The organism is Streptomyces sp. NPDC060209, assembly GCF_042728155.1.
Lineage (GTDB): Bacteria > Actinomycetota > Actinomycetes > Streptomycetales > Streptomycetaceae > Streptomyces.
The window spans coordinates 1-19,062 of sequence record NZ_JBHWZS010000159.1; the positions used below are offsets into that span (position 1 = coordinate 1).

Below are 19,062 nucleotides of genomic sequence, written 5' to 3' on the forward strand. Positions count from 1 at the left end.
CACTTGGGGAACTCGGTGAGCATCTCGTTCTTGTACGCGGTGTCGGTGAGGTAGTCGACGCAGCCGCCGGAGCCGGGGCCGCCGCCGGGCTGGAGCCAGAAGCCGGCGATGACGCGCAGGCCCTGCTGCGGGTGGTGGGCCGGGATCGGGGGGAGCTCGCCGGTGTTCTCGTACGCCGAGAGCATCTCGATGCGGCGGGTGTGGCGCTCCTCACCCGAGTACGGGGTGGTGAGGAAGATCTCGACGAACTTGGTGGACTCCTCCACCGTGTGCATCCGGCCGCCGATGGCCACCACGTTGGCGTCGTTGTGCTCACGGCCGAGCGCGGCGGTCTGCTCGCTCCAGGCGAGCGCGGCGCGGACGCCCTTGACCTTGTTCGCGGCGATCTGCTCGCCGTTGCCGGAGCCGCCGATGACGATGCCGAGGCTGTCCTTGTCCGCGGCCGTCCGCTCGGCGGCACGGAGGCAGAACGGCGGGTAGTCGTCCTGGGCGTCGTAGATGTGGGGACCGCAGTCGACGGCCTCGTGGCCGTGGGCCGTGAGCCACTCGACGAGGTGGTTCTTCAGTTCGAAGCCGGCATGGTCGGAGCCGAGGTACACGCGCATGGTGCGAAGTGTGGCACGGACGGGGCGGGGTAACCGTCAGCGGGGTCGGGACCCACCGGGCTTTCCCGGGGTCGGGTTCAGGTCCGGGCCTGTGTGCAATGCCACTCGGGCAACGATCGGGTCAAGGAACCGGATGAGGGGCTTCCGTTTCCGGTGTCCGTCGGGCTTGAATGCGTGGCCTTGCCTTCGCACCACCCCCGCCGAGGCAACACCGACACACGTGATCAGAAAACGTAAGGATTCGATCCATGACGTCGCAGACGACTCTGGCTGGGCCGGGCCAACAGCCCGGCGAGCCGGGTAAGCCCGACTCCCCGGACGGGCTTCAGGCCGGTCTCAAGAACCGTCATCTCTCGATGATCGCCATCGGCGGTGTGATCGGAGCGGGCCTCTTCGTCGGTTCCGGCGCCGGCATCGCCGCTGCGGGGCCGGCCATCCTCCTGTCGTACGCGCTGGTCGGCCTGATGGTCGTCTTTGTCATGCGAATGCTCGGCGAGATGGCCGTCGCCCGGCCGAGCTCCGGCTCCTTCTCCGCCTACGCCGACCAGGCCCTGGGCCGCTGGGCCGGTTTCTCCATCGGCTGGCTGTACTGGTTCTTCTGGGTCGTGGTGCTCGCCGTCGAGGCCACGGCGGGTGCCAAGATCCTGGAGGGCTGGGTCCCCGGCGTCCCGCAGTGGGCATGGGCCCTCATCGTCATGGTGGTCCTGACGGCGACCAACCTGGTCTCCGTCGGCTCGTACGGCGAATTCGAGTTCTGGTTCGCCGGGATCAAGGTCGTGGCGATCGGCGCCTTCGTCGTGGTCGGCCTGCTCGCCGTCTTCGGCGTCCTGCCGGGTTCGGACGACGCGGGGTCCGGCCTCGCCCACCTCACGGACACCGGCGGGTTCTTCCCCGAAGGGCCGGGGGCCGTCCTCACGGGTGTGCTGATGGTCGTCTTCTCCTTCATGGGCAGCGAGATCGTCACCCTGGCGGCCGGTGAGTCCGAGGACCCGCAGCGCGCCGTCTCCAAGGCCACCAACAGCGTGATCTGGCGTATCGCCATCTTCTACCTGGGCTCGATCTTCATCGTCCTCACCCTGCTGCCGTGGAACGACCCCTCGATCGTCGAGGACGGTTCGTACGTCGCCGCGCTGAACGTCATCGGCATCCCGCACGCCGGCCAGGTCATGGACGTCATCGTGCTGACGGCCGTGCTCTCCTGTCTCAACTCCGGCCTCTACACGGCCTCGCGCATGGCCTTCTCGCTGGGACAGCGGGGAGACGCGCCCAAGGCGTTCGCCAAGGTGAACAAGCGGGGCGTGCCGCAGGCGGCGATCCTGTCGTCCGTCGTGTTCGGCTTCGTGGCCGTGTTCTTCAACTACCAGTGGCCCGACACGGTGTTCGCGTTCCTGCTGAACTCCTCCGGCGCGGTCGCCCTGTTCGTGTGGCTGGTGATCTGCTTCACCCAGCTGCGGATGCGCGGCATCATCCTGCGCGAGTCGCCCGAGAAGCTCGTCGTACGGATGTGGCTCTTCCCGTATCTGACCTGGGCGACGATCGCGATGATCTCGTTCGTCCTCGTCTACATGCTGACCGACGACGCGGGGCGCGAGCAGGTGCTGCTCTCCCTGCTGGTCGCGGCCCTTGTCGTGGCGGTCTCGCTGGTGCGTGACGCCCGCAGCCGGAAGGCGAAGGCGGCGGCACCGGTCGAGTGATCGGCATTCATACCTGACGGCGGATGTCAGGTATACCCGGAAGGCTCTCCCTCGCCACGCGATCCCGCGAGCGAACGGAGAGCCTTCGTCATGACAGCCACCCCCGCGATCGAGAGTTTCCAGACCGCCTTCGCCATCGGCCCCGATCTTTTGGTGGAGGCCACCGGCGCCGCCGACGTGCAGGCAGCCGTGCGGGACGCCGCCGCGCGCGGCCTGCCCGTGGCCGTCCACGCGACCGGCCACGGACTGCCGGGCCCGGTCGAGGGCGGGGTGCTGATCAGTACCCGCCGGATGGACACCGTGGACGTCGACCCGGAGCGCCGCACCGCGCGTGTCGGGGCGGGCGCGACCTGGGGCGGGGTGATCGCGGCGGCGGCCCCGCACGGGCTCGCCCCGCTGAACGGCTCGGCGCCGGGCGTGGGCGCCGTCTCGTACACCCTGGGCGGCGGGCTGGGCATCCTGGCCCGGGAGTTCGGCTACGCCGCCGACCATGTCCGCTCGCTGGACGTCGTGACCGCCGACGGAGTCCTGCGCCATGTCACCCCGGACAGCGAGCCGGACCTGTTCTGGGGGCTGCGGGGCGGCGGGCACAGGCTGGGCGTCGTGACGGGGCTGGAGATCGGCCTGGTGGCCGTCGAACGGCTGTACGGCGGCTCGCTGGCCTTCGACGGGGACACCGCTCCTGAGGTGCTGCACCGATATCTGGAGTGGACGCGGACCGTACCGGAGACCTGCACCTCCTCGGTGGCGGCACTGCGCTACCCCGACATGCCGCAGCTGCCGGAGCCGCTGCGGGGGCGGTACGTGGTCTCGGTGCGCGTCGCGTACACCGGTCCGGCCACGGACGGCGAGGCGCTGGTGGCGCCGCTGCGGGCGATCGGGCCCGCGCTCTCGGACTCGCTGCGGGAGATGCCGTACACCGATAGCCACACCATCCACAGCGACCCACCGTTCCCTCACGCCTACTACGGCGAGGGTCTGGTGCTCGGCGGCCTGGACGCCGGGGCCGCGGCGCGGGTGCTGGAGCTGACCGGGCCGAAGGCCCCGATGATGACGGTGGTCCAGCTCAACCACCTGGGCGGCGCCCTGGCCTCACGGCCCTCCCACGACAACGCGGTGCCCTACCGCGACGCGGGCTTCCTGCTGCGGCTGCTCTCACCGCTGGACGGTACGGACGTGACGGCGGTACGGGCGCTGTACGCGAAGGTGGCCAAGGAGACCGCGCCGTACACCCTGGGCCGCGCGCTGAACTTCTCCTTCGGCGACGGGGACCGCGCGGAGACGCGCCGGGACTACCACGGCACCCGGACACGCGAGAGGCTCGCCGGTCTGGTGTCGCGATACGACCCGGCGAGCCTCTTCGGTGGTGCCTACTAGGTACTTTCGTTTCGGATCAGGCCGGAACGGGGAGCCCGGCATGATCCGAACGGAAGGCCCTCGGTCAGCCGCGACGCCCGATGAGCTTCCAGGAGGCGGGCAGCGCACCCATGGCCAGAGCGGCCTTGAGCGCGTCACCGATCAGGAACGGCACCAGGCCGGCCGCGACGGCGGCGCTCATCGACATACCGGTGGAGAACGCCAGGTACGGCACGCCGACCGCGTAGATGATGAGGGAGCCGACCGCCATCGTGCCCGCGGTGCGCAGGACGGACCGGTCACCGCCCCGGCGGGCCAGGCCGCCGACGACCGTGGCGGCGAGCAGCATGCCGAGGACGTAGCCGAAGGACGCGCCGCCCGGACCGGAGGTGCCCTCGGAGAACCACGGCATGCCGGCCATGCCGACGAGCGCGTACAGGGCGAGGGAGAGGAATCCGCGGCGGGCGCCGAGCGCGGTGCCGATGAGGAGCGCGGCGAAGGTCTGGCCGGTGACGGGGACCGGGGAGCCGGGGACGGGCACGGCGATCTGGGCCGCGATGCCGGTGAGTGCGGCGCCACCGACGACCAGCGCCGTGTCCACGGCATAGCGGTGCCGGGCTGCGGGCAGCAGGTCGGCGAGGACCGCTCCGGAACGGACGGGGGCGGCAGCAGTACTCATCGGGACTCCGCGGGTGAGATCGGCAGGCAGGGACGGACTGAGGGTGACGTTAGCCGACGGAATATCGCTCCATCACCATCAGCCGCCCACAAAGCGGCGGTTGAGGGGTTAGTCGGGTTCACACAAAGAGCGTTGCGCAATCATTCTTCGGCGTGATGCTGGTCACGGAGGCAGAGGTGTGTGCGGCCCTCCGTTCGGGAAGGGGGGCCGCCCCGTGAGACTGTAGGTTCCCCATAAATGATCCGAGAGTGATCCGCAGCTCATGCACGACGCGCCCCCCACGCACTCCCCCGTTCCGTCCGAGCCCCTGGCCCACGGTCTGAAACAGCGCCATCTGACGATGCTCGGTCTGGGCGGGGTGATCGGCGCCGGCCTCTTCGTCGGGTCGGGCGCCGGGATCGCAGTGGCCGGGCCCGCCGTCGTCGTCTCGTATCTGATCGCGGGCACGCTCGCGATGCTGGTGATGCGGATGCTCGGCGAGATGTCGGCGGCGATACCCGCGTCCGGGTCCTTCTCCGTCCACGCGGAGCGCGCGCTGGGCCGCTGGGCCGGCTTCAGTGTGGGCTGGCTCTACTGGTTCATGCTGGTGGTGGTGCTCGCCGTGGAGGCGACTGCCGCCGCGCAGATCGCCCACTCCTGGTTGCCCGCGGTGGATCAGTGGCTCTGGGTGCTGCTGTTCATGGTGGTGTTCACCGTGGCCAACCTGACGGCCGTGAAGAACTTCGGCGAGTTCGAGTTCTGGTTCGCCGCGCTGAAGGTGGCCGCGATCGTGGTCTTCCTGGCGCTCGGCCTGCTGGCCGTCCTCGGTGTCCTCCCCGACACCGATCCGGTGGGGCTGACCAACCTCACCGGTCAGGGCGGTTTCCTGCCGAACGGCTGGGACGGCGTGGTCTCCGGCGTGCTCACGGTGGTGTTCGCCTTCGGCGGGCTGGAGGTCGTGACGATCGCTGCGGCCGAGACCGACGACCCGGCGCGTGCCGTGGGACGTGCGGTGCGCAGTGCGGTGGTGCGCATCCTCTTCTTCTACGTCGGTTCGATGCTGGTGATCGTGACCGTGCTGCCGTGGACCGCCCAGCAGGCCGGGCTCAGCCCGTATGTGAAGGTCCTGGATTCGATCGGGGTGCCGTCGGCCGGGCAGATCATGAACATCGTGGTGTTCGTGGCGCTGCTCTCGGCGCTCAACGCCAATCTGTACGGCTCGTCCCGGATGATCTTCTCGCTGGCCGAGCGCGGCGAGGCGCCACGCGGACTGCTGAAGGTGTCGGGCGGGCAGGGCGGCGGGAGCGGGGTGCCGCGCCGGGCGGTGCTTGCCTCCGTGGCCTTCGGCTTCGTCTCCGTACTGCTCAATCTCCAGTGGCCCGACACCGTCTTCCTCTACATGCTCAACTCGGTCGGAGCGGTCCTGCTGTTCGTCTGGGGCCTGATCGCCGCCTCGCAGCTTCGGCTGCGGCGCCGGCTCGAACGGGAGGCGCCGGGCGCCCTGGCGCTGCGGATGTGGTGCTTCCCCTATCTGACCTGGGTGACCCTGGCCGGTCTGCTGGCCGTCCTGCTGCTGATGCTCACCGATGACGTGGCCCGTCCGCAGGTGCTGTGGTCGGCGGGTGCGACCGGCCTCGTGCTGCTCGTCGCGGCCGTACGGGAGCTACGCGCGCGGCCGTAGGCGGGTGAGCACCTTGTGTGAGCCTGGTGACCGTATAGCGGACAACCGTTCCTCATGGGCGGGGTGCGTGGCCAGACTGTGGGCCGACCCCCGTCCCGACCAGTGAACAGAGTTTGTCCATGTCCCGGACCTCCGCGCCGCCCCCCACGGACGCCGCCGCCCCCGCCGCCGACTCCGCGCTCACCCACGGACTCAAGCAGCGCCATCTGTCGATGATCGCCCTGGGCGGTGTGATCGGGGCCGGACTGTTCGTCGGCTCGGGTGCGGGCATCGCCGCGGCCGGTCCCTCGATCGTCGTCGCGTACGGCATCTCCGGACTGCTGGTCATGTTCGTGATGCGGATGCTCGGCGAGATGTCGGCGGCCAACCCCGCGTCCGGCTCCTTCTCCGTGCACGCGGAACGGGCGATCGGGCCGTGGGCGGGCTTCACCGCCGGGTGGTCGTTCTGGGTGCTGCTCTGTGTGGCCGTGGGGCTGGAAGGTATCGGCGCCGCGCAGATCGTCTCGGGCTGGCTGCCCGGGACGCCGGAGTGGGCCTGGGTCGCCCTCTTCATGGTGATCTTCCTCGGCACGAATCTCGCCGCCGTCAAGAACTTCGGTGAGTTCGAGTTCTGGTTCGCCGCGCTCAAGGTCATCGCGATCACCCTGTTCCTGGTGCTGGGCCTCCTCGCGATCCTGGGCGTGCTGCCCGGCACGGACTCCCCCGGCACCTCGAACCTCACCGGGGACGGCGGCTTCATGCCGCACGGCTCCGAAGGCCTGATCATCGGCCTGCTCGCCTCCGTCTTCGCGTACGGCGGCCTGGAGACCGTCACCATCGCGGCGGCCGAGTCCGAGAACCCCGTGCAGGGCGTCGCCAAGGCGGTGCGTACGGCGATGTGGCGCATCGCCGTCTTCTACATCGGTTCGATGGCGGTCATCGTGACCCTCGTGCCGTGGGACGACCCCCAGGTGGCCGAGGTCGGCCCGTTCTACGCGATGCTCGACCACCTCGGCATCAGCGGTGCCGCGGAGATCATGAACGTGGTCATCCTCGTCGCCCTGCTCTCCGCGATGAACGCCAACATCTACGGCTCCTCGCGCATGGCCTGCTCCCTCGTCGCCCGCGGCCAGGGCCCGAAGGTGCTCGGCAAGATCTCCTCCGGCGTCCCGCGCAACGCCGTGCTCGCCTCCTCGGTCTTCGGCTTCCTGTGCGTGCTGCTCAGCTACTGGCGCCCCGACGACGTCTTCCCGTGGCTGCTCAACATGATCGGCGCGGTGATCCTGGTCGTCTGGATCTTCATCGCCGTCTCGCAGCTGATCCTGCGCAAGCGGATGGAGCGCGAGGCCCCGGAACAGCTCGTCGTCCGGATGTGGCTCTTCCCGGTCCTGACGATCGTGGCACTGGTGGCCATGGCCGGCATCTTCGTCCTGATGCTGCGGCAGCCCGACACGCGCGACCAGCTGCTGGCGACCGGGGCGCTGACCGCGGTGCTCATCGTGATCGGTGTGGTGCGGCAGAAGCGGTCGGAGCGCGGTACGGCCGCCCGGAACTGAGCGCGTACGAGGCGCGGTCCCTCCGCGAGCCCGACGGCCCGGAGGCGGCCGCGCCTCAGCCGGGCTGAGCCCGTAGGAGCACCTCGCCCGCCTCCGTGCGGAAGTACAGCACCGAGCGGCCCGACCGCCGGCGTCCGGCAAGCCCGGCGTCGAGCAGGACCTTCAGGTGCCGGCCCACCGATCCCAGACCCTGGCCAGTCAGTGTCACCAGCTCCGTGGTGCTCCTGGGGCGGTCGAGCAGCATGAGGACACCGGCCCGCGCGGGCCCCAGCAGCCGGCCGAGGCTGTCGGGGACCACGGGCCGGTCCGCGTCGGACAGGGTTCCCGAGCAGGCGTACACGACCGCGTACCGTTGCGCCGCCGCGTCCCAGGAGACCCAGCCCTGGCGCGGTGTGACGGGGACGAACACCAGCCGTGCTCCGCCGAGTTCACGCGGCGGGTAGTCGCGCGGGTTGACCTGGAGCCGGCTGCCGCCCAGCCAGCGCATGCCGGGGTTCATCGCTTCCAGCGTGGCGGCCCAGCCGCCTTGGCTCAGCTGTCCGGCGCGTGCCACGATGTCCGCCTCGATGATCCGGCGGCGGCGCGGCCAGTCCGCGAGCACGACGTGCTCCCATATCCACTCCAGCAGGCCGGCTGCCCTCTGCGGCAGATCGGAACGATGGAGTTCCGTCGGGAGCGGTCCTCCCCCGGACACCTCCAGGTCGGCGCGGGCGGCGTCGGGGGACGTCTCTCGCACCCGGGTCAGCTCCTGGGCGAACGTGGTTCCGCCGGGGGGCGTGGGGGTGAGGAAGTCCGCGTTCCAGTGGCCGCCGAGACCGGTCCGTACGAGCTGCGCGGTGACCGGGTCATCGGCGAGACGCTCCCGGTAGGCGGGCCGGTGGGCGTCGAACCACGTGCGTTCGGCCGGATTGGCGGCCGTCCCGCGCTCCAGGGCCTGGAGCGCGGCCGTGGTTTCGGACAGCTCCGACACGACGAAGCGCCCGGCGGCCAGGGTGTCCGCGTCGACCTGCCACCAGCCCATGGTTTCGCCTCCGGGCGAAACAGTAACGGCCCTGTGGAGCGCCGGTCGAGACTCCCCGGCATGCTCACCTACCGGGACGTCTTCCGTGTGCCGCAGTTCGGCCCCCTCTTCGCGACGAGTGCCGTGCAGGGCGCCGCGTCCACGACGAGCGGACTGGCCCTGGGTGTCCTCGTGTTCACCACGACCGGGTCACCGCTGCTCTCGGCCCTCTCCATGTTCGGTTCCTCCCTGGCGCAGTTGATCGGCGCGACCCTCCTGATGTCGGCGGCCGACCGGCTCCCGCCGCGCGGAGCGCTGGGCGGCGCGGCGCTCGCCTTCGGCGTGGGGACCGCCGTCCTCGCCGTCCCCGGGCTGCCGCTGCCGCTGGTGTTCGCCGTCGTCCTCGGCGAGGGGGTCGTCGCGGCGGTGATCGGCGGGGTGCGCTACGGGCTGCTCAACGAACTGCTTCCCAAGGACGCCTTCCTGCTGGGGCGTTCGGTGATCAACATGTGCTCGGGCACCATGCAGATCTGCGGTTACGCGGCTGGTGGCGTCCTGATCGCCGTGCTGTCCCCACGCGGCACGCTGCTCGTCGCGGCGACCCTCTACGTGGCCGGCGCCGCGGTCGCACGGTTCGGCCTCGCACGCCGCCCGCCCCGGGCGGCCGGGCGGCCGTCGGTGGGCGAGACCTGGCGGACCAACGCACTGCTGTGGTCCTCGGCCCCCCGTCGTCGCCTGTACCTCTCGCTCTGGCTGCCCAACGGGCTGGTCGTCGGCTGTGAATCGCTCTTCGTCCCCTACCGGCCGGACCGGGCGGGGCTGCTCTTCGCCTGCGCGGCGCTCGGGATGCTTGTCGGCGACGCGCTGACGGGACGGTTCGTACCGGCACGATGGCGGGGACGGCTGTGCACGCCGCTGCTCCTGCTGCTGGCCGCGCCCTACCTGCTGTTCGCCCTGCGGCCGGCGCTGCCCCTGACCCTGGTCCTCGCGGCTCTGGCCTCCACCGGCTTCTCGGCGAGCCTGCTCCTCCAGGAGCGCCTGATGGCATCGACCCCGGACACGATGACGGGCCAGGCCCTCGGCCTGCATTCCTCCGGGATGCTCGCCATGCAGGGTGTGGCGGCGGCCTTCGCGGGTGCCCTCGCCCAGTGGAGCTCCGCCGCGACGGCGATCGCGGTCATGGCCGCGGCCTCGGTCGCGGTGACGCTGGCCCTGGCACCGGGACTCGGACGCGATCGCGACGCCCTCCCCGGGGCGGCGGCGTCTCAGCCGGGCTGAGCGCCGAGGGCGATCCTCAGCAGCGGCAGTTCGCGCCCCGGGATCGAGCCGGACGGGGTGGCGCCGATCCGGACCGCGCCCATCGCCGTGTAGAACGGCTCGGCGTTCGGGTCGGCGTCGATCGTGAGCGCCTCGAAGCCGAGCCGGCGGGCCTGCGCCATGGTGTGCTCGAACAGGATCCGGCCCGCGCCCCGGCCGATGGTGTCCGGCTCCACGAACATCATGCCGAGGGCGCCTTCGGGCGGTTCCCCGGACAGCGTGGTGAACCCCAGGACGCGGCCTTCCTCCTCCGCGACCACCGCACGCCCGCCCGCCGTGTCGCCGGGGGTGACGGTCAGTTCGTCACGGCAGGCGGCCAGGAACGCGTCGTCGTAACCCCAGTGGGCCTTGGACCGCAGGGCCAGCTCGGTCAGCGCCGCGGCCTCATGGGGCCGCCCCGGTCGTAGCTTCATGTCCCGCCTCCTCCGTCGCCTGCCGAAGACCGTACCCACGGCCGTACATGAGGTGGCAAGGTGCTGTCCGCCCCGACGTAACCACGTGTGGCTTTGGTGGTTACTCCGTGTCTGCAAAGGAGCCCGCATGTCCTTACCGCGCCCGCGACGCCGCTCGGTCCTTCTGGCCACAGCCGCCGTCACCGCCGCCGCGGCGGTCCCCGCCGCCGCCTCCGAACCGCACGGGAGCAGAAGCGGCCCCCTCGTCATAGGCCACCGGGGCGCCGCGGGGTGGCGGCCCGAACACACCGCATCCGCCTACACCTTCGCGGTGCGGGCCGGGGCCGACTGGATCGAGCCGGACCTGGTCCCGACGAAGGACCACGTCCTGGTGGTACGCCACGAGAACGAGATCTCCGGCACCACGGATGTGGCTCGGCATCCGGAGTTCGCAGGCCGTCGCACCACGAAGACCGTGGACGGCCGTGCCGTCACCGGGTGGTTCACCGAGGACTTCACCCTCGCCGAGCTGAAGACACTGCGCGCGGTGGAGCGGCTCCCCCTGGTCCGCAACCGCAACACCGTCTTCGACGGCCGCGAACAGATCATGACCTTCCAGGAGGTCATCGATCTGGCCCGCTCCCTGTCGAAGGAGCACGGCCGCCGGATCACGGTCTTCCCGGAGACGAAGCACCCGACGTACTTCCGCTCGGTCGGTCTGCCCCTGGAGCCGGAACTCGTCCGGGCCGTCCGCCGTAACCGGCTGACCGCCCGCGACTGCGTCGTCCAGTCCTTCGAGCCGTCCAGCCTCCGCGAGGTGGCGGCGGCACGCCTCGGCCTCACGCTGTGGCAGGCGCTGGGGACGAGCGGCGGACCGTACGGCCACCCGGTGACGTACAAGGACATGATGACGCCGGCGGGGCTGCGCGAGATCGCCTCGTACGCCCGGTGGATCGGCCCGGACAAGTCCTCGCTGGTCCCCCCGCTCACCTTGCTGGACGATGCCCACGCGGCCGGGCTGAAGGTCGGGCCGTACACCTTCCGCGCCGAGAACCAGTACCTCCCGGCCGAGTACCGGAAGGGCACCGCGCCGAACGACTTCGGTGACGCGTTCGCCGAATACGCCTTCCACTTCGGCCGGGGCGTGGACGCCGTCGTGACGGACTTCCCCGACCTGGCGGCGGTCGCACGCGACAGCCTCCGGTCCTAGGGCGAACGGCTGATCACCTTCGGGCCCTCCTCCTGCTAGCCTGCAATTGCGAACAGCTTGCAATAACAACCAGGTAGCAGTTGGAGGGTTCGAACCCATGGCCACGTACACGCTTCCGGAACTCCCGTACGACTACGCGGCGCTCGAACCGGTCATCAACCCGCAGATCATCGAGCTCCACCACGACAAGCACCACGCGGCGTACGTCAAGGGTGCGAACGACACCCTGGAGCAGCTGGAAGAGGCCCGCGGCAAGGAGGCATGGGGCGCGATCAACGGCCTCCAGAAGAATCTCGCCTTCCACCTCTCCGGCCACATCCTGCACTCGATCTACTGGCACAACATGACCGGCGACGGCGGCGGCGAGCCCCTCGCGGCGGACGGCGTGGGCGACCTGGCGGACGCGATCGCCGAGTCCTTCGGTTCGTACGCCGGCTTCAAGTCCCAGCTGACGAAGGCCGCGGCGACCACACAGGGATCCGGCTGGGGTGTCCTCGCCTACGAGCCGGTCAGCGGCAGGCTGATCGTCGAGCAGGTCTACGACCACCAGGGCAACGTCGGGCAGGGCTCGGTCCCGATCCTGGTCTTCGACGCCTGGGAGCACGCCTTCTACCTGCAGTACAAGAACCAGAAGGTGGACTTCATCGAGGCGATGTGGCGCGTCGTCAACTGGCAGGACGTGGCGAAGCGCTACGCCGCCGCCAGGGAGCGCGCGGACGTGCTGCTGCTCGCCCCCTGACGGAGAGACCCCGAGCGTCCTGCCTCGTGATCGTCTTCTCAACCTTCACCCGGCAGGCGGATGAACGGAGAACCCCCGCGAGGACGTGACTCGCGGGGGTTCTCCCATGCCTGGGCGCCGGACGTCTCAGATCCGGAAGACGGAGCCGATGAACTCCGAGAGCAGCCGCTCCTTGAGCGGCCCCGGCAGGGCGTCCAGCAGGACGAGTACGGGTGCCATCCGGCCGGGCAGTCCGCCGCTCTCGCCGAGGCCGGCGAAGGCGAGGACGGCCGCGACCTCCTCCGGTCCGAGCGTCCGCGGGTCCAGGCCGGCGGCGAGTTCGGCGAGGCCGGGGTCCACGCTCACCGGCTCCAGGGCACGGGCCTTCGCCAGGGCGGTGCCGAGGTCGTCCAGCAGGGCGTCGACCTGGCCGACCGTGGCGGGGGTGAGAGTGAGGTGGAGATTGGGCGGGAGGCCGTCGAAGGAGAGCTGCGGCTGGAGGTACCAGCCGAGCTCGCGCATCTCGTCGGCGAGGTGGAGGAGCAGGCTGAGATCCGGGGTTCCACCGTCCTCCCCCGCGACGGTGAACGCGACGAGCCCGGCGGCGGGATCGCCGAGCACCCGTACGCCGTCGATGGACCGCAGTCCGGCGAGCAGCCGGTCCGAGGCCTCGGCGACCCGGCCCGCGAGCGCGGTGTAGCCCTCCTCGCCGACGTGCTGGAGGACCGCCCAGGCCTGGGCCAGCAGGCCGCCGGACTTGGTGCCCTGGACGGTCGGGTTGACGACCGGGTAGCCGGGCCAGCCGGCGTGCGCGAAGTACTGGTGGCGGCGGAGCTCCGCGTCCCGGTAGAGGACCACGGAGGCGCCCTTGTCGGCGTACCCGTACTTGTGCAGGTCGACCGAGAGCGAGGTGACACCGGGCACGGAGAGGTCGAAGGGCTCCACCTCCCGCCCGGCGCGCCGCAGGTAGGGCAGGATCCAGCCGCCGATGCAGGCGTCCACATGGCATAGCACCCCGCGCTCGGCGGCCGCCGCGGCGATCTCGGCGACGGGATCGACGACCCCGTGCGCGTACGAGGGCGTGGAGGCGACCACCAGTGCGGTGCGGTCGGTCAGTGCGGCGGCCATGCCGGCCGCGTCGGCGCGGAAGGTGACGGGGTCGACGGGTACGACGACCGGTTCCACGCCCAGGTAGGCGGCGGCCTTGTGGAAGGCGGCGTGGGCGGTGGACGGCAGCACCAGTTGGGGTTCGGTGATCCCGCGTACCGCCCGGGCGTGGTCGCGGGCGGTCTTGACGGCGAGCAGGATGCTTTCCGTGCCGCCGCTGGTGAACGTCCCCTGGGCACCCGGGGCGCCGAGCAGCGCGGCGACCGCGCCGACCACGTCGTTCTCCAGCCTGGCCACGCTCGGGAAGACCGTGGGGTCGAGTCCGTTGACCGTCGCGAACGCGGTGTACGCCTCGGCGGCCAGCTCGTCGAGGCCGTCGAGGCCCGCGTCGTAGACGTAGGCGAAGGTGCGGCCCCCACGGGTGGGCGCGTCCGCCCGGCGCAGGGCGCGCAGTTCGGCGAGCACCTCGGCGGCGGGGCGGCCGTCGGGCAGGGCGGGGTCAGTCGGCACGGGCGGGCTCTTCCTGGAGGGGGTGTGACACGGTCGGGGTCTCGCGGTAGCGGTGCAGCAGCAGGAGACTCGCCGCGGCGAGCACCGCGGGCAGCACGCTCATCCCGGCGGTGATCCCCGTCAGCGCCGCGTCCGGCTGGTCCACCTGGTGCGCGGCGTCGGAGGAACGGAATCCGGTCGCGGCCAGGACGAGGGCGAACACCCCGGCGCCCAGCGCGAAGGCGAGGGTCTCGGCCGCCGTCCAGAGCCCGGTGAAGGTCGCGGCCCTGCGCCTTCCGGTGGTGGCGGCGTCGGCCGCAAGGGTGTCCGCGAGCATCGTCAGGGGCAGCAACTGAAGTCCGGCGTAGGCGATTCCGACGAGGACGACAGCCGCGTACCCGACGGCGGGGCCCCCGGCTCCGGTGAAGGCGAGGAGCACCGCGCCGGCGGTGTAGAGCAGCGACGCGCACCACTGGGCGTACGTCACCCCCTTCCGGCGGGCCAGCCTGTTCCACAGCGGCATGAAGAGGACCAGCGGGCCGATCAGGCAGGCGAACAGCGGGGTGACGGCGCCCGCCGAGCCGAGGGTGTACGTCGCGAAGTACTGGACTCCGGCGAGCATCACGCCGATGGCGAGGGCCTGCAGCGTCCACATGCCGGCCAGATACAGGAACGGGGTGCTGGAGCGGGCGGCGGCGAGCTGGGCCCGCAGGGAGGGTTCGGCCTCGCTGCGGGCGGCCTCCGGGGCGCGGCGGGTGGCCGCCCACGCCCCGAACATGCCGAAGGCCAGCAGCACGGCAACGGCGACACCCATCAGCCGGTAGCTCTCCGGGGTGTCACCGTCGGCGTGCGCGATCGCGGGGGCCAGCGCCCCGGACAGCAGGATGGCGACGCCGAGGAATCCCACCCGCCAGCCGAGGACGCGACCGCGTTCGTGCGGGTCCTCGGTCATCTCGGCGGGCATGGTCACGTACGGCACCTGGAAGACGGCGTACGCGGTGGCGGCGAGCAGGAACAGGACGGCGACGTAGGCGGCGGCCGGGGCGCCCCGCAGCGGGGGCGCGGCGAAGATGAGCGCGAAGAGCGGCGGCAGGGTGCAGGCGCCGATCAGCAGGAACGGCCGGCGCGGCCCGCCGCGCAGTCGGCTGCGGTCGGAGAGCGCACCGACCAGCGGATTGATCAGGACGTCCCATGCCTTGGGCAGGAAGACGGCGGCGCCCGCGACGGCGGCGGGCACGGCGAGGACGTTGGTGAGGTAGTAGAGCAGGATCAGGCCCGGCACGGTCGCGAAGGTGCCGGTGCACAGCGAGCCGAGCCCGTAACCGATCCGCACGGTGCGCGGCAGGAGTGGGGCCGCGTGGTGGTCCGAACCCGCAGCTGGCATGGGCAGATCATGAACGACGGCTGACGCGGTCGGCAATACCCGGGCCGCCCACGACACATGACCGCCATGCCGGGCGCCGGTCCCCCTGGTCGGTGGGGGCCCCCAGGGTGTGCCGGCGCGGTGGCCATGCCCTGCTCTCCGCCCTCGCCGGTGCGAGACTGGCGGGGTGACGGACAGCGAACGGCAGACGGAACGGCGCTTGGAACGAGCCATCCTGGAGCTGCTGGAGCGTCGTGGACCGACCGCGACGATCTGCCCCTCCGATGCCGCGCGGGCGGTGTACGAAGGGGACGACGACGGCTGGCGAGCACTCATGGAACCGGCCCGGCGCGCGGCCCGGCGGCTGGTCACCGCCGGCGAGGTGGAAATCACCCAGGCCGGCCACGTCGTCGAACCGGCAGAAGCCCGCGGTCCGATCCGCATCCGCCGCACCCGCTGACACGTCCCGGGCGTGGCCGGGACGCCCGGTGCGGGCCCGGGTCCCAGGAGCCCGCACCGGCCGGACCGGTCAGTCGAAGACGGGGCCCTGTGTGCGGGTCCGCTTGATCTCGTAGAAGCCGGGGATCGACGCGACCAGCAGCGTGCCGTCCCAGAGCTTCGCCGCCTCCTCGCCCTTCGGGGCGGGGGTGACGACCGGGCCGAAGAACGCGATCTGCTCACCGTCGGCGCCGGGCACGGCGATGACCGGGGTGCCGACGTCCTGGCCCACCTTGTCGATGCCCTCCTGGTGGGAGGCGCGCAGCTCCTTGTCGTACGCGTCGGAATCGGCGTAGTCCAGGAGCTCGGCCGGCAGGCCGACGTCCGCCAGCGCGCCCGCGATGGCCTCGCGGGTGGGGCCCTCACCGTTGTTGTGGATGCGGGTGCCGAGGGCCGTGTAGAGCGGGCCGACGATCTCGTCGCCGTGCTTCTGCTGGGCGGCGACGACGACACGGACCGGCGCCCAGGCCTGGGTGCGCATCATGTCCTGGTACTGCTCGGGCAGCTCGTCGAGCCTGGGCTCGTTGAGGACGGCCAGGCTCATCACGTGCCAGCGCACCTCGACATCGCGGACCTTCTCCACCTCCAGCATCCAGCGGGAGGTCATCCAGGCCCAGGGACAGAGCGGGTCGAACCAGAAATCGGCCGGGACCTTGCCGCCGGCCGTGCTGTTCTCGGGCATGTCTCTCCTCATGAGGTCGGTCTGGCACCTGAGTGTCGGAACACCACAGGGCCCTCCCGCCATTCCCGTGCACCGGCTCCCACGGCCGCATGGGAGGATCAAAGGTCTTCGAACGAGACACAAAGGAGTGCTCCGTGCCCGGTGAGAACCTGTCCCGCGACGAGGCCCGCGAGAGGGCCGAGCTGCTGACCGTCGACGGTTACGAGGTCGCCCTCGACCTCCGCTCCGCCGTCGGTGAGCCCGACGGGGGCGACGATGCCGGTCCGCGCACCTTCCGCTCGCAGACCACGATCCGCTTCCGCGCCGCCCGTGCCGGGGCCTCGACCTTCGCCGATCTGCTGGCCCCGTCCGTGAACGCGGTGACGCTGAACGGCAAGGACCTGGACCCCGAGGCCGTCTTCGACGGCACCCGGATCACGCTGGAGGACCTCGCCGACGGCGAGAACGTCCTGGTGGTCGACGCGCAGTGCGCGTACAGCCGGACCGGCGAGGGCATGCACCGCTTCGTCGACCCGGAGGACGGCGAGGTCTACCTCTACACGCAGTACGAGCCGGCCGACGCGCGGCGCGTCTTCGCCAACTTCGAACAGCCCGACCTCAAGGCGCCCTACCGCTTCGAGGTGACGGCGCCCGAGGGCTGGCGGGTCTGGAGCAACGGCGCGGAGGAGTCGCAGGAGGGAGAGGTCCACCGGTTCGCCGAGACCCTGCCGATCTCGACGTACATCACGGTGGTCGTCGCGGGCCCGTACCACTACGTGAGCGACCTCTACACCCGCACGTTCGACGACGGGACGAAGCTGGAGGTCCCGCTCGGCGCGATGTGCCGCAAGGGGCTCGCTCGCCACTTCGACGCGGACGACGTCTTCCTCATCACCAAGCAGGGCCTGGACTTCTTCCACGACCACTTCGACTACCCGTACCCCTTCGGGAAGTACGACCAGGCGTTCGTGCCCGAGTACAACCTCGGCGCGATGGAGAACCCGGGCCTCGTCACCTTCCGCGAGGAGTACATCTACCGCGGCAAGGTCACCTCGGCCTCCTACGAGCGCCGCGCCAACGTCATCCTGCACGAGATGGCGCACATGTGGTTCGGCGACCTGGTCACCATGCAGTGGTGGGACGACCTGTGGCTGAAGGAGTCCTTCGCCGACTTCATGGGGACGTTCTCGATGGTGGAGGCGACCCGCTTCACCAACGGCTGGATCACCTTCGCCAACAACCGCAAGGCATGGGCCTACCGCGCCGACCAGCTGCCGTCCACGCACCCGATCACGGCCGACATCCGTGACCTGGAGGACGCCAAGCTGAACTTCGACGGCATCACGTACGCCAAGGGCGCCTCGGTGCTCAAGCAGCTCGTGGCCTACGTGGGGCGGGACGCGTTCCTGGAGGGCGCGCGCCGCTACTTCAAGCAGCACGCCTACGGCAACACGCAGCTGGGCGACCTTCTCTCGGTGCTGGCCGAGACGTCCGGGCGCGACATGACGACCTGGTCGCGGGCCTGGCTGCAGACGGCGGGGGTCAACGTCCTGACGCCGGTCGTGACGTACGACGGGGAGGGGCGGATCGCGGAGCTCGCCGTGACCCAGGAGGCGGCCGCCTCCCACCCGGAGCTGCGTCCGCACCGCGTCGCGGTGGGCCTGTACCGGCTCTCCCCGGAGGGCGAGCTGGTGCGGTACGCCCGCGCCGAGACCGATGTCGCCGGCGAGCGGACCGTGGTCGCGGAGCTGACCGGGTCCGAGAAGCCCGACCTGGTCCTGGTGAACGACGACGACCTCACCTACTGCAAGGTCCGCTTCGACGAGGTGTCCCTGGCCACCCTGCGCCGGCACCTCGGTGACATCACCGACCCGCTGGCCCGGGCGCTCTGCTGGTCCGCGCTGTGGAACCTGACGCGGGACGCGCTGCTGCCGGCCCGGGACTTCGTGTCCCTGGTGCTGTCGTTCGCCGGCCGTGAGTCGGACATCGGCGTCCTGCAGATGCTGCACGCCTGGGCCCAGTCGGCGCTGGTGCACTACGCCGCGCCGGCCTGGCGCGAGGAGGGTGGCCGGGCGCTGGCCGAGGGTGCGCTGGCGGAGTTGCGGCGCGCGGAGCCGGGCAGCCAGCACCAGCTGACGTGGGCCCGGTTCTTCGCCGCCGTCGCGGCGTCGGACGCGGACTTCCAGCTGCTGGGCGGGCTCCTCGACGGCTCCGCCGTGATCGACGGCCTGGACGTCGACCAGGAGCTGCGGTGGGCGTTCCTGTCACCGCTGGCCGCGCACGGCAAGGCCGACGAGGCGGCCGTGGACGCCGAACTCGCCCGGGACGACACGGCGTCCGGAAAGCGCCACCACGTGCGGTGCCTGGCCTCACGCCCCTCCGAGGCGGTCAAGGCTCAGGCGTGGGCGACGGTCGTGGAGTCGGACAAGCTGTCCAACGCGCTCGTCGGGGCGACGATCGCCGGCTTCGGACAGCCCTCGCAACGGGAGCTGCTGGCGCCGTACACGGCCTCGTACTTCGAGGCGATCGAGCGGGTGTGGTCCGAGCGCTCCATCCAGATCGGGATGGACGTGGTCAAGGGCCTGTTCCCCGGACTGCAGGACGACCCCGCGACCCTCACCGCGACGGACGCGTGGCTGACCTCGCACCCGGACGCGGCACCGGCGCTCCGGCGGCTGGTCCTGGAGGCGCGGGACGATCTGGCTCGGGCGCTGCGGGGGCAGGAGCGCGACGCGGCGGCGTGAGATTCCGGCGCACGCCCCGCACAGACGTGCGGGG

General features: G+C 71.2%; 15 protein-coding genes and 1 pseudogene. 9 read left to right on the forward strand and 7 right to left on the reverse strand.

Features of this window, described 5'->3' with window-relative positions; all coding sequences use genetic code 11:
• Nucleotides 1–119 precede the first annotated feature (119 nt).
• Nucleotides 120–605, reverse strand: a pseudogene (locus ACFWFI_RS26350) (ribose-5-phosphate isomerase); the annotation flags it as partial.
• 248 nt (nucleotides 606–853) lie between these two features.
• On the opposite strand from ACFWFI_RS26350, the gene ACFWFI_RS26355 reads away from it, so the two are divergent.
• Nucleotides 854–2,299, forward strand: coding sequence for an amino acid permease (locus ACFWFI_RS26355; protein WP_387394685.1), 1,446 nt, complete (start codon nucleotides 854–856; stop codon nucleotides 2,297–2,299).
• A gap of 90 nt (nucleotides 2,300–2,389) precedes the next feature.
• Nucleotides 2,390–3,676, forward strand: a complete 1,287-nt coding sequence (locus tag ACFWFI_RS26360; RefSeq protein ID WP_387394687.1) for an FAD-binding oxidoreductase — start codon at nucleotides 2,390–2,392, stop codon at nucleotides 3,674–3,676.
• Between the two features lie 64 nt (nucleotides 3,677–3,740).
• On the opposite strand, the gene ACFWFI_RS26365 is transcribed toward ACFWFI_RS26360, so the two are convergent.
• Entirely contained in the window at nucleotides 3,741–4,334 is a 594-nt protein-coding gene (locus tag ACFWFI_RS26365; protein WP_387394689.1) for a biotin transporter BioY, read from the reverse strand.
• Nucleotides 4,335–4,596: 262 nt separating this feature from the next.
• Between ACFWFI_RS26365 and ACFWFI_RS26370 the strand changes: the two genes are divergently transcribed.
• Nucleotides 4,597–5,994: an amino acid permease gene (locus tag ACFWFI_RS26370; protein ID WP_387394691.1), complete on the forward strand. Its 1,398-nt coding sequence runs from the start codon at nucleotides 4,597–4,599 to the stop codon at nucleotides 5,992–5,994.
• A 119-nt stretch (nucleotides 5,995–6,113) separates the two neighbouring features.
• Nucleotides 6,114–7,529, forward strand: coding sequence for an amino acid permease (locus ACFWFI_RS26375; RefSeq protein WP_387394693.1), 1,416 nt, complete (start codon nucleotides 6,114–6,116; stop codon nucleotides 7,527–7,529).
• 55 nt (nucleotides 7,530–7,584) lie between these two features.
• On the opposite strand, the gene ACFWFI_RS26380 is transcribed toward ACFWFI_RS26375, so the two are convergent.
• A complete protein-coding gene (locus tag ACFWFI_RS26380) occupies nucleotides 7,585–8,550 on the reverse strand; it encodes an ArsR/SmtB family transcription factor (protein ID WP_387394695.1) in 966 nt (321 codons plus the stop codon).
• A 60-nt stretch (nucleotides 8,551–8,610) separates the two neighbouring features.
• On the opposite strand from ACFWFI_RS26380, the gene ACFWFI_RS26385 reads away from it, so the two are divergent.
• Nucleotides 8,611–9,807, forward strand: a complete 1,197-nt coding sequence (locus ACFWFI_RS26385) for an MFS transporter (RefSeq protein WP_387394697.1) — start codon at nucleotides 8,611–8,613, stop codon at nucleotides 9,805–9,807.
• Here ACFWFI_RS26385 and ACFWFI_RS26390 read toward each other — a convergent pair.
• Nucleotides 9,795–10,259, reverse strand: coding sequence for a GNAT family N-acetyltransferase (locus ACFWFI_RS26390; protein ID WP_387394699.1), 465 nt, complete (start codon nucleotides 10,257–10,259; stop codon nucleotides 9,795–9,797). The genes ACFWFI_RS26385 and ACFWFI_RS26390 overlap by 13 nt on opposite strands.
• Nucleotides 10,260–10,386: 127 nt before the next feature.
• On the opposite strand from ACFWFI_RS26390, the gene ACFWFI_RS26395 reads away from it, so the two are divergent.
• On the forward strand, nucleotides 10,387–11,448 hold the full coding sequence (locus tag ACFWFI_RS26395; RefSeq protein WP_387394701.1) for a glycerophosphodiester phosphodiesterase family protein: 1,062 nt from the start codon (nucleotides 10,387–10,389) through the stop codon (nucleotides 11,446–11,448).
• A 97-nt stretch (nucleotides 11,449–11,545) separates the two neighbouring features.
• Complete coding sequence (locus ACFWFI_RS26400) at nucleotides 11,546–12,187, forward strand: superoxide dismutase (protein ID WP_387394703.1); 642 nt, start codon at nucleotides 11,546–11,548, stop codon at nucleotides 12,185–12,187.
• A gap of 126 nt (nucleotides 12,188–12,313) precedes the next feature.
• On the opposite strand, the gene ACFWFI_RS26405 is transcribed toward ACFWFI_RS26400, so the two are convergent.
• Nucleotides 12,314–13,783 (reverse strand): pyridoxal phosphate-dependent decarboxylase family protein, encoded by a 1,470-nt coding sequence (locus tag ACFWFI_RS26405; RefSeq protein ID WP_387394705.1) that lies wholly within the window; start codon nucleotides 13,781–13,783, stop codon nucleotides 12,314–12,316.
• Nucleotides 13,773–15,146, reverse strand: a complete 1,374-nt coding sequence (locus ACFWFI_RS26410) for an MFS transporter (RefSeq protein WP_387394707.1) — start codon at nucleotides 15,144–15,146, stop codon at nucleotides 13,773–13,775. Before ACFWFI_RS26410 ends, ACFWFI_RS26405 begins: the two co-directional genes overlap by 11 nt.
• A gap of 166 nt (nucleotides 15,147–15,312) precedes the next feature.
• On the opposite strand from ACFWFI_RS26410, the gene ACFWFI_RS26415 reads away from it, so the two are divergent.
• Entirely contained in the window at nucleotides 15,313–15,585 is a 273-nt protein-coding gene (locus ACFWFI_RS26415; protein WP_387394709.1) for a DUF3253 domain-containing protein, read from the forward strand.
• Nucleotides 15,586–15,654: 69 nt separating this feature from the next.
• Here the strand turns inward: ACFWFI_RS26415 and ACFWFI_RS26420 are convergent, their stop codons facing one another.
• Complete coding sequence (locus tag ACFWFI_RS26420) at nucleotides 15,655–16,305, reverse strand: mycothiol-dependent nitroreductase Rv2466c family protein (RefSeq protein WP_387394711.1); 651 nt, start codon at nucleotides 16,303–16,305, stop codon at nucleotides 15,655–15,657.
• Between the two features lie 134 nt (nucleotides 16,306–16,439).
• Between ACFWFI_RS26420 and pepN the strand changes: the two genes are divergently transcribed.
• Nucleotides 16,440–19,028, forward strand: a complete 2,589-nt coding sequence (gene pepN / locus ACFWFI_RS26425) for an aminopeptidase N (protein WP_387394713.1) — start codon at nucleotides 16,440–16,442, stop codon at nucleotides 19,026–19,028.
• Nucleotides 19,029–19,062: the final 34 nt, after the last annotated feature.

Excerpts from the sequence above, each read along its gene's own strand:
- ACFWFI_RS26360 (WP_387394687.1), top strand. The coding sequence starts at position 2,390 with ATGACAGCCACCCCCGCGATCGAGAGTTTCCAGACCGCCTTCGCCATC.
- ACFWFI_RS26420 (WP_387394711.1), bottom strand. The coding sequence starts at position 16,305 with ATGCCCGAGAACAGCACGGCCGGCGGCAAGGTCCCGGCCGATTTCTGG.
- ACFWFI_RS26370 (WP_387394691.1), top strand. The coding sequence starts at position 4,597 with ATGCACGACGCGCCCCCCACGCACTCCCCCGTTCCGTCCGAGCCCCTG.
- ACFWFI_RS26385 (WP_387394697.1), top strand. The coding sequence starts at position 8,611 with ATGCTCACCTACCGGGACGTCTTCCGTGTGCCGCAGTTCGGCCCCCTC.
- ACFWFI_RS26400 (WP_387394703.1), top strand. The coding sequence starts at position 11,546 with ATGGCCACGTACACGCTTCCGGAACTCCCGTACGACTACGCGGCGCTC.
- ACFWFI_RS26365 (WP_387394689.1), bottom strand. The coding sequence starts at position 4,334 with ATGAGTACTGCTGCCGCCCCCGTCCGTTCCGGAGCGGTCCTCGCCGAC.
- ACFWFI_RS26375 (WP_387394693.1), top strand. The coding sequence starts at position 6,114 with ATGTCCCGGACCTCCGCGCCGCCCCCCACGGACGCCGCCGCCCCCGCC.
- ACFWFI_RS26380 (WP_387394695.1), bottom strand. The coding sequence starts at position 8,550 with ATGGGCTGGTGGCAGGTCGACGCGGACACCCTGGCCGCCGGGCGCTTC.
- ACFWFI_RS26390 (WP_387394699.1), bottom strand. The coding sequence starts at position 10,259 with ATGAAGCTACGACCGGGGCGGCCCCATGAGGCCGCGGCGCTGACCGAG.
- ACFWFI_RS26395 (WP_387394701.1), top strand. The coding sequence starts at position 10,387 with ATGTCCTTACCGCGCCCGCGACGCCGCTCGGTCCTTCTGGCCACAGCC.
- ACFWFI_RS26355 (WP_387394685.1), top strand. The coding sequence starts at position 854 with ATGACGTCGCAGACGACTCTGGCTGGGCCGGGCCAACAGCCCGGCGAG.
- ACFWFI_RS26410 (WP_387394707.1), bottom strand. The coding sequence starts at position 15,146 with ATGCCAGCTGCGGGTTCGGACCACCACGCGGCCCCACTCCTGCCGCGC.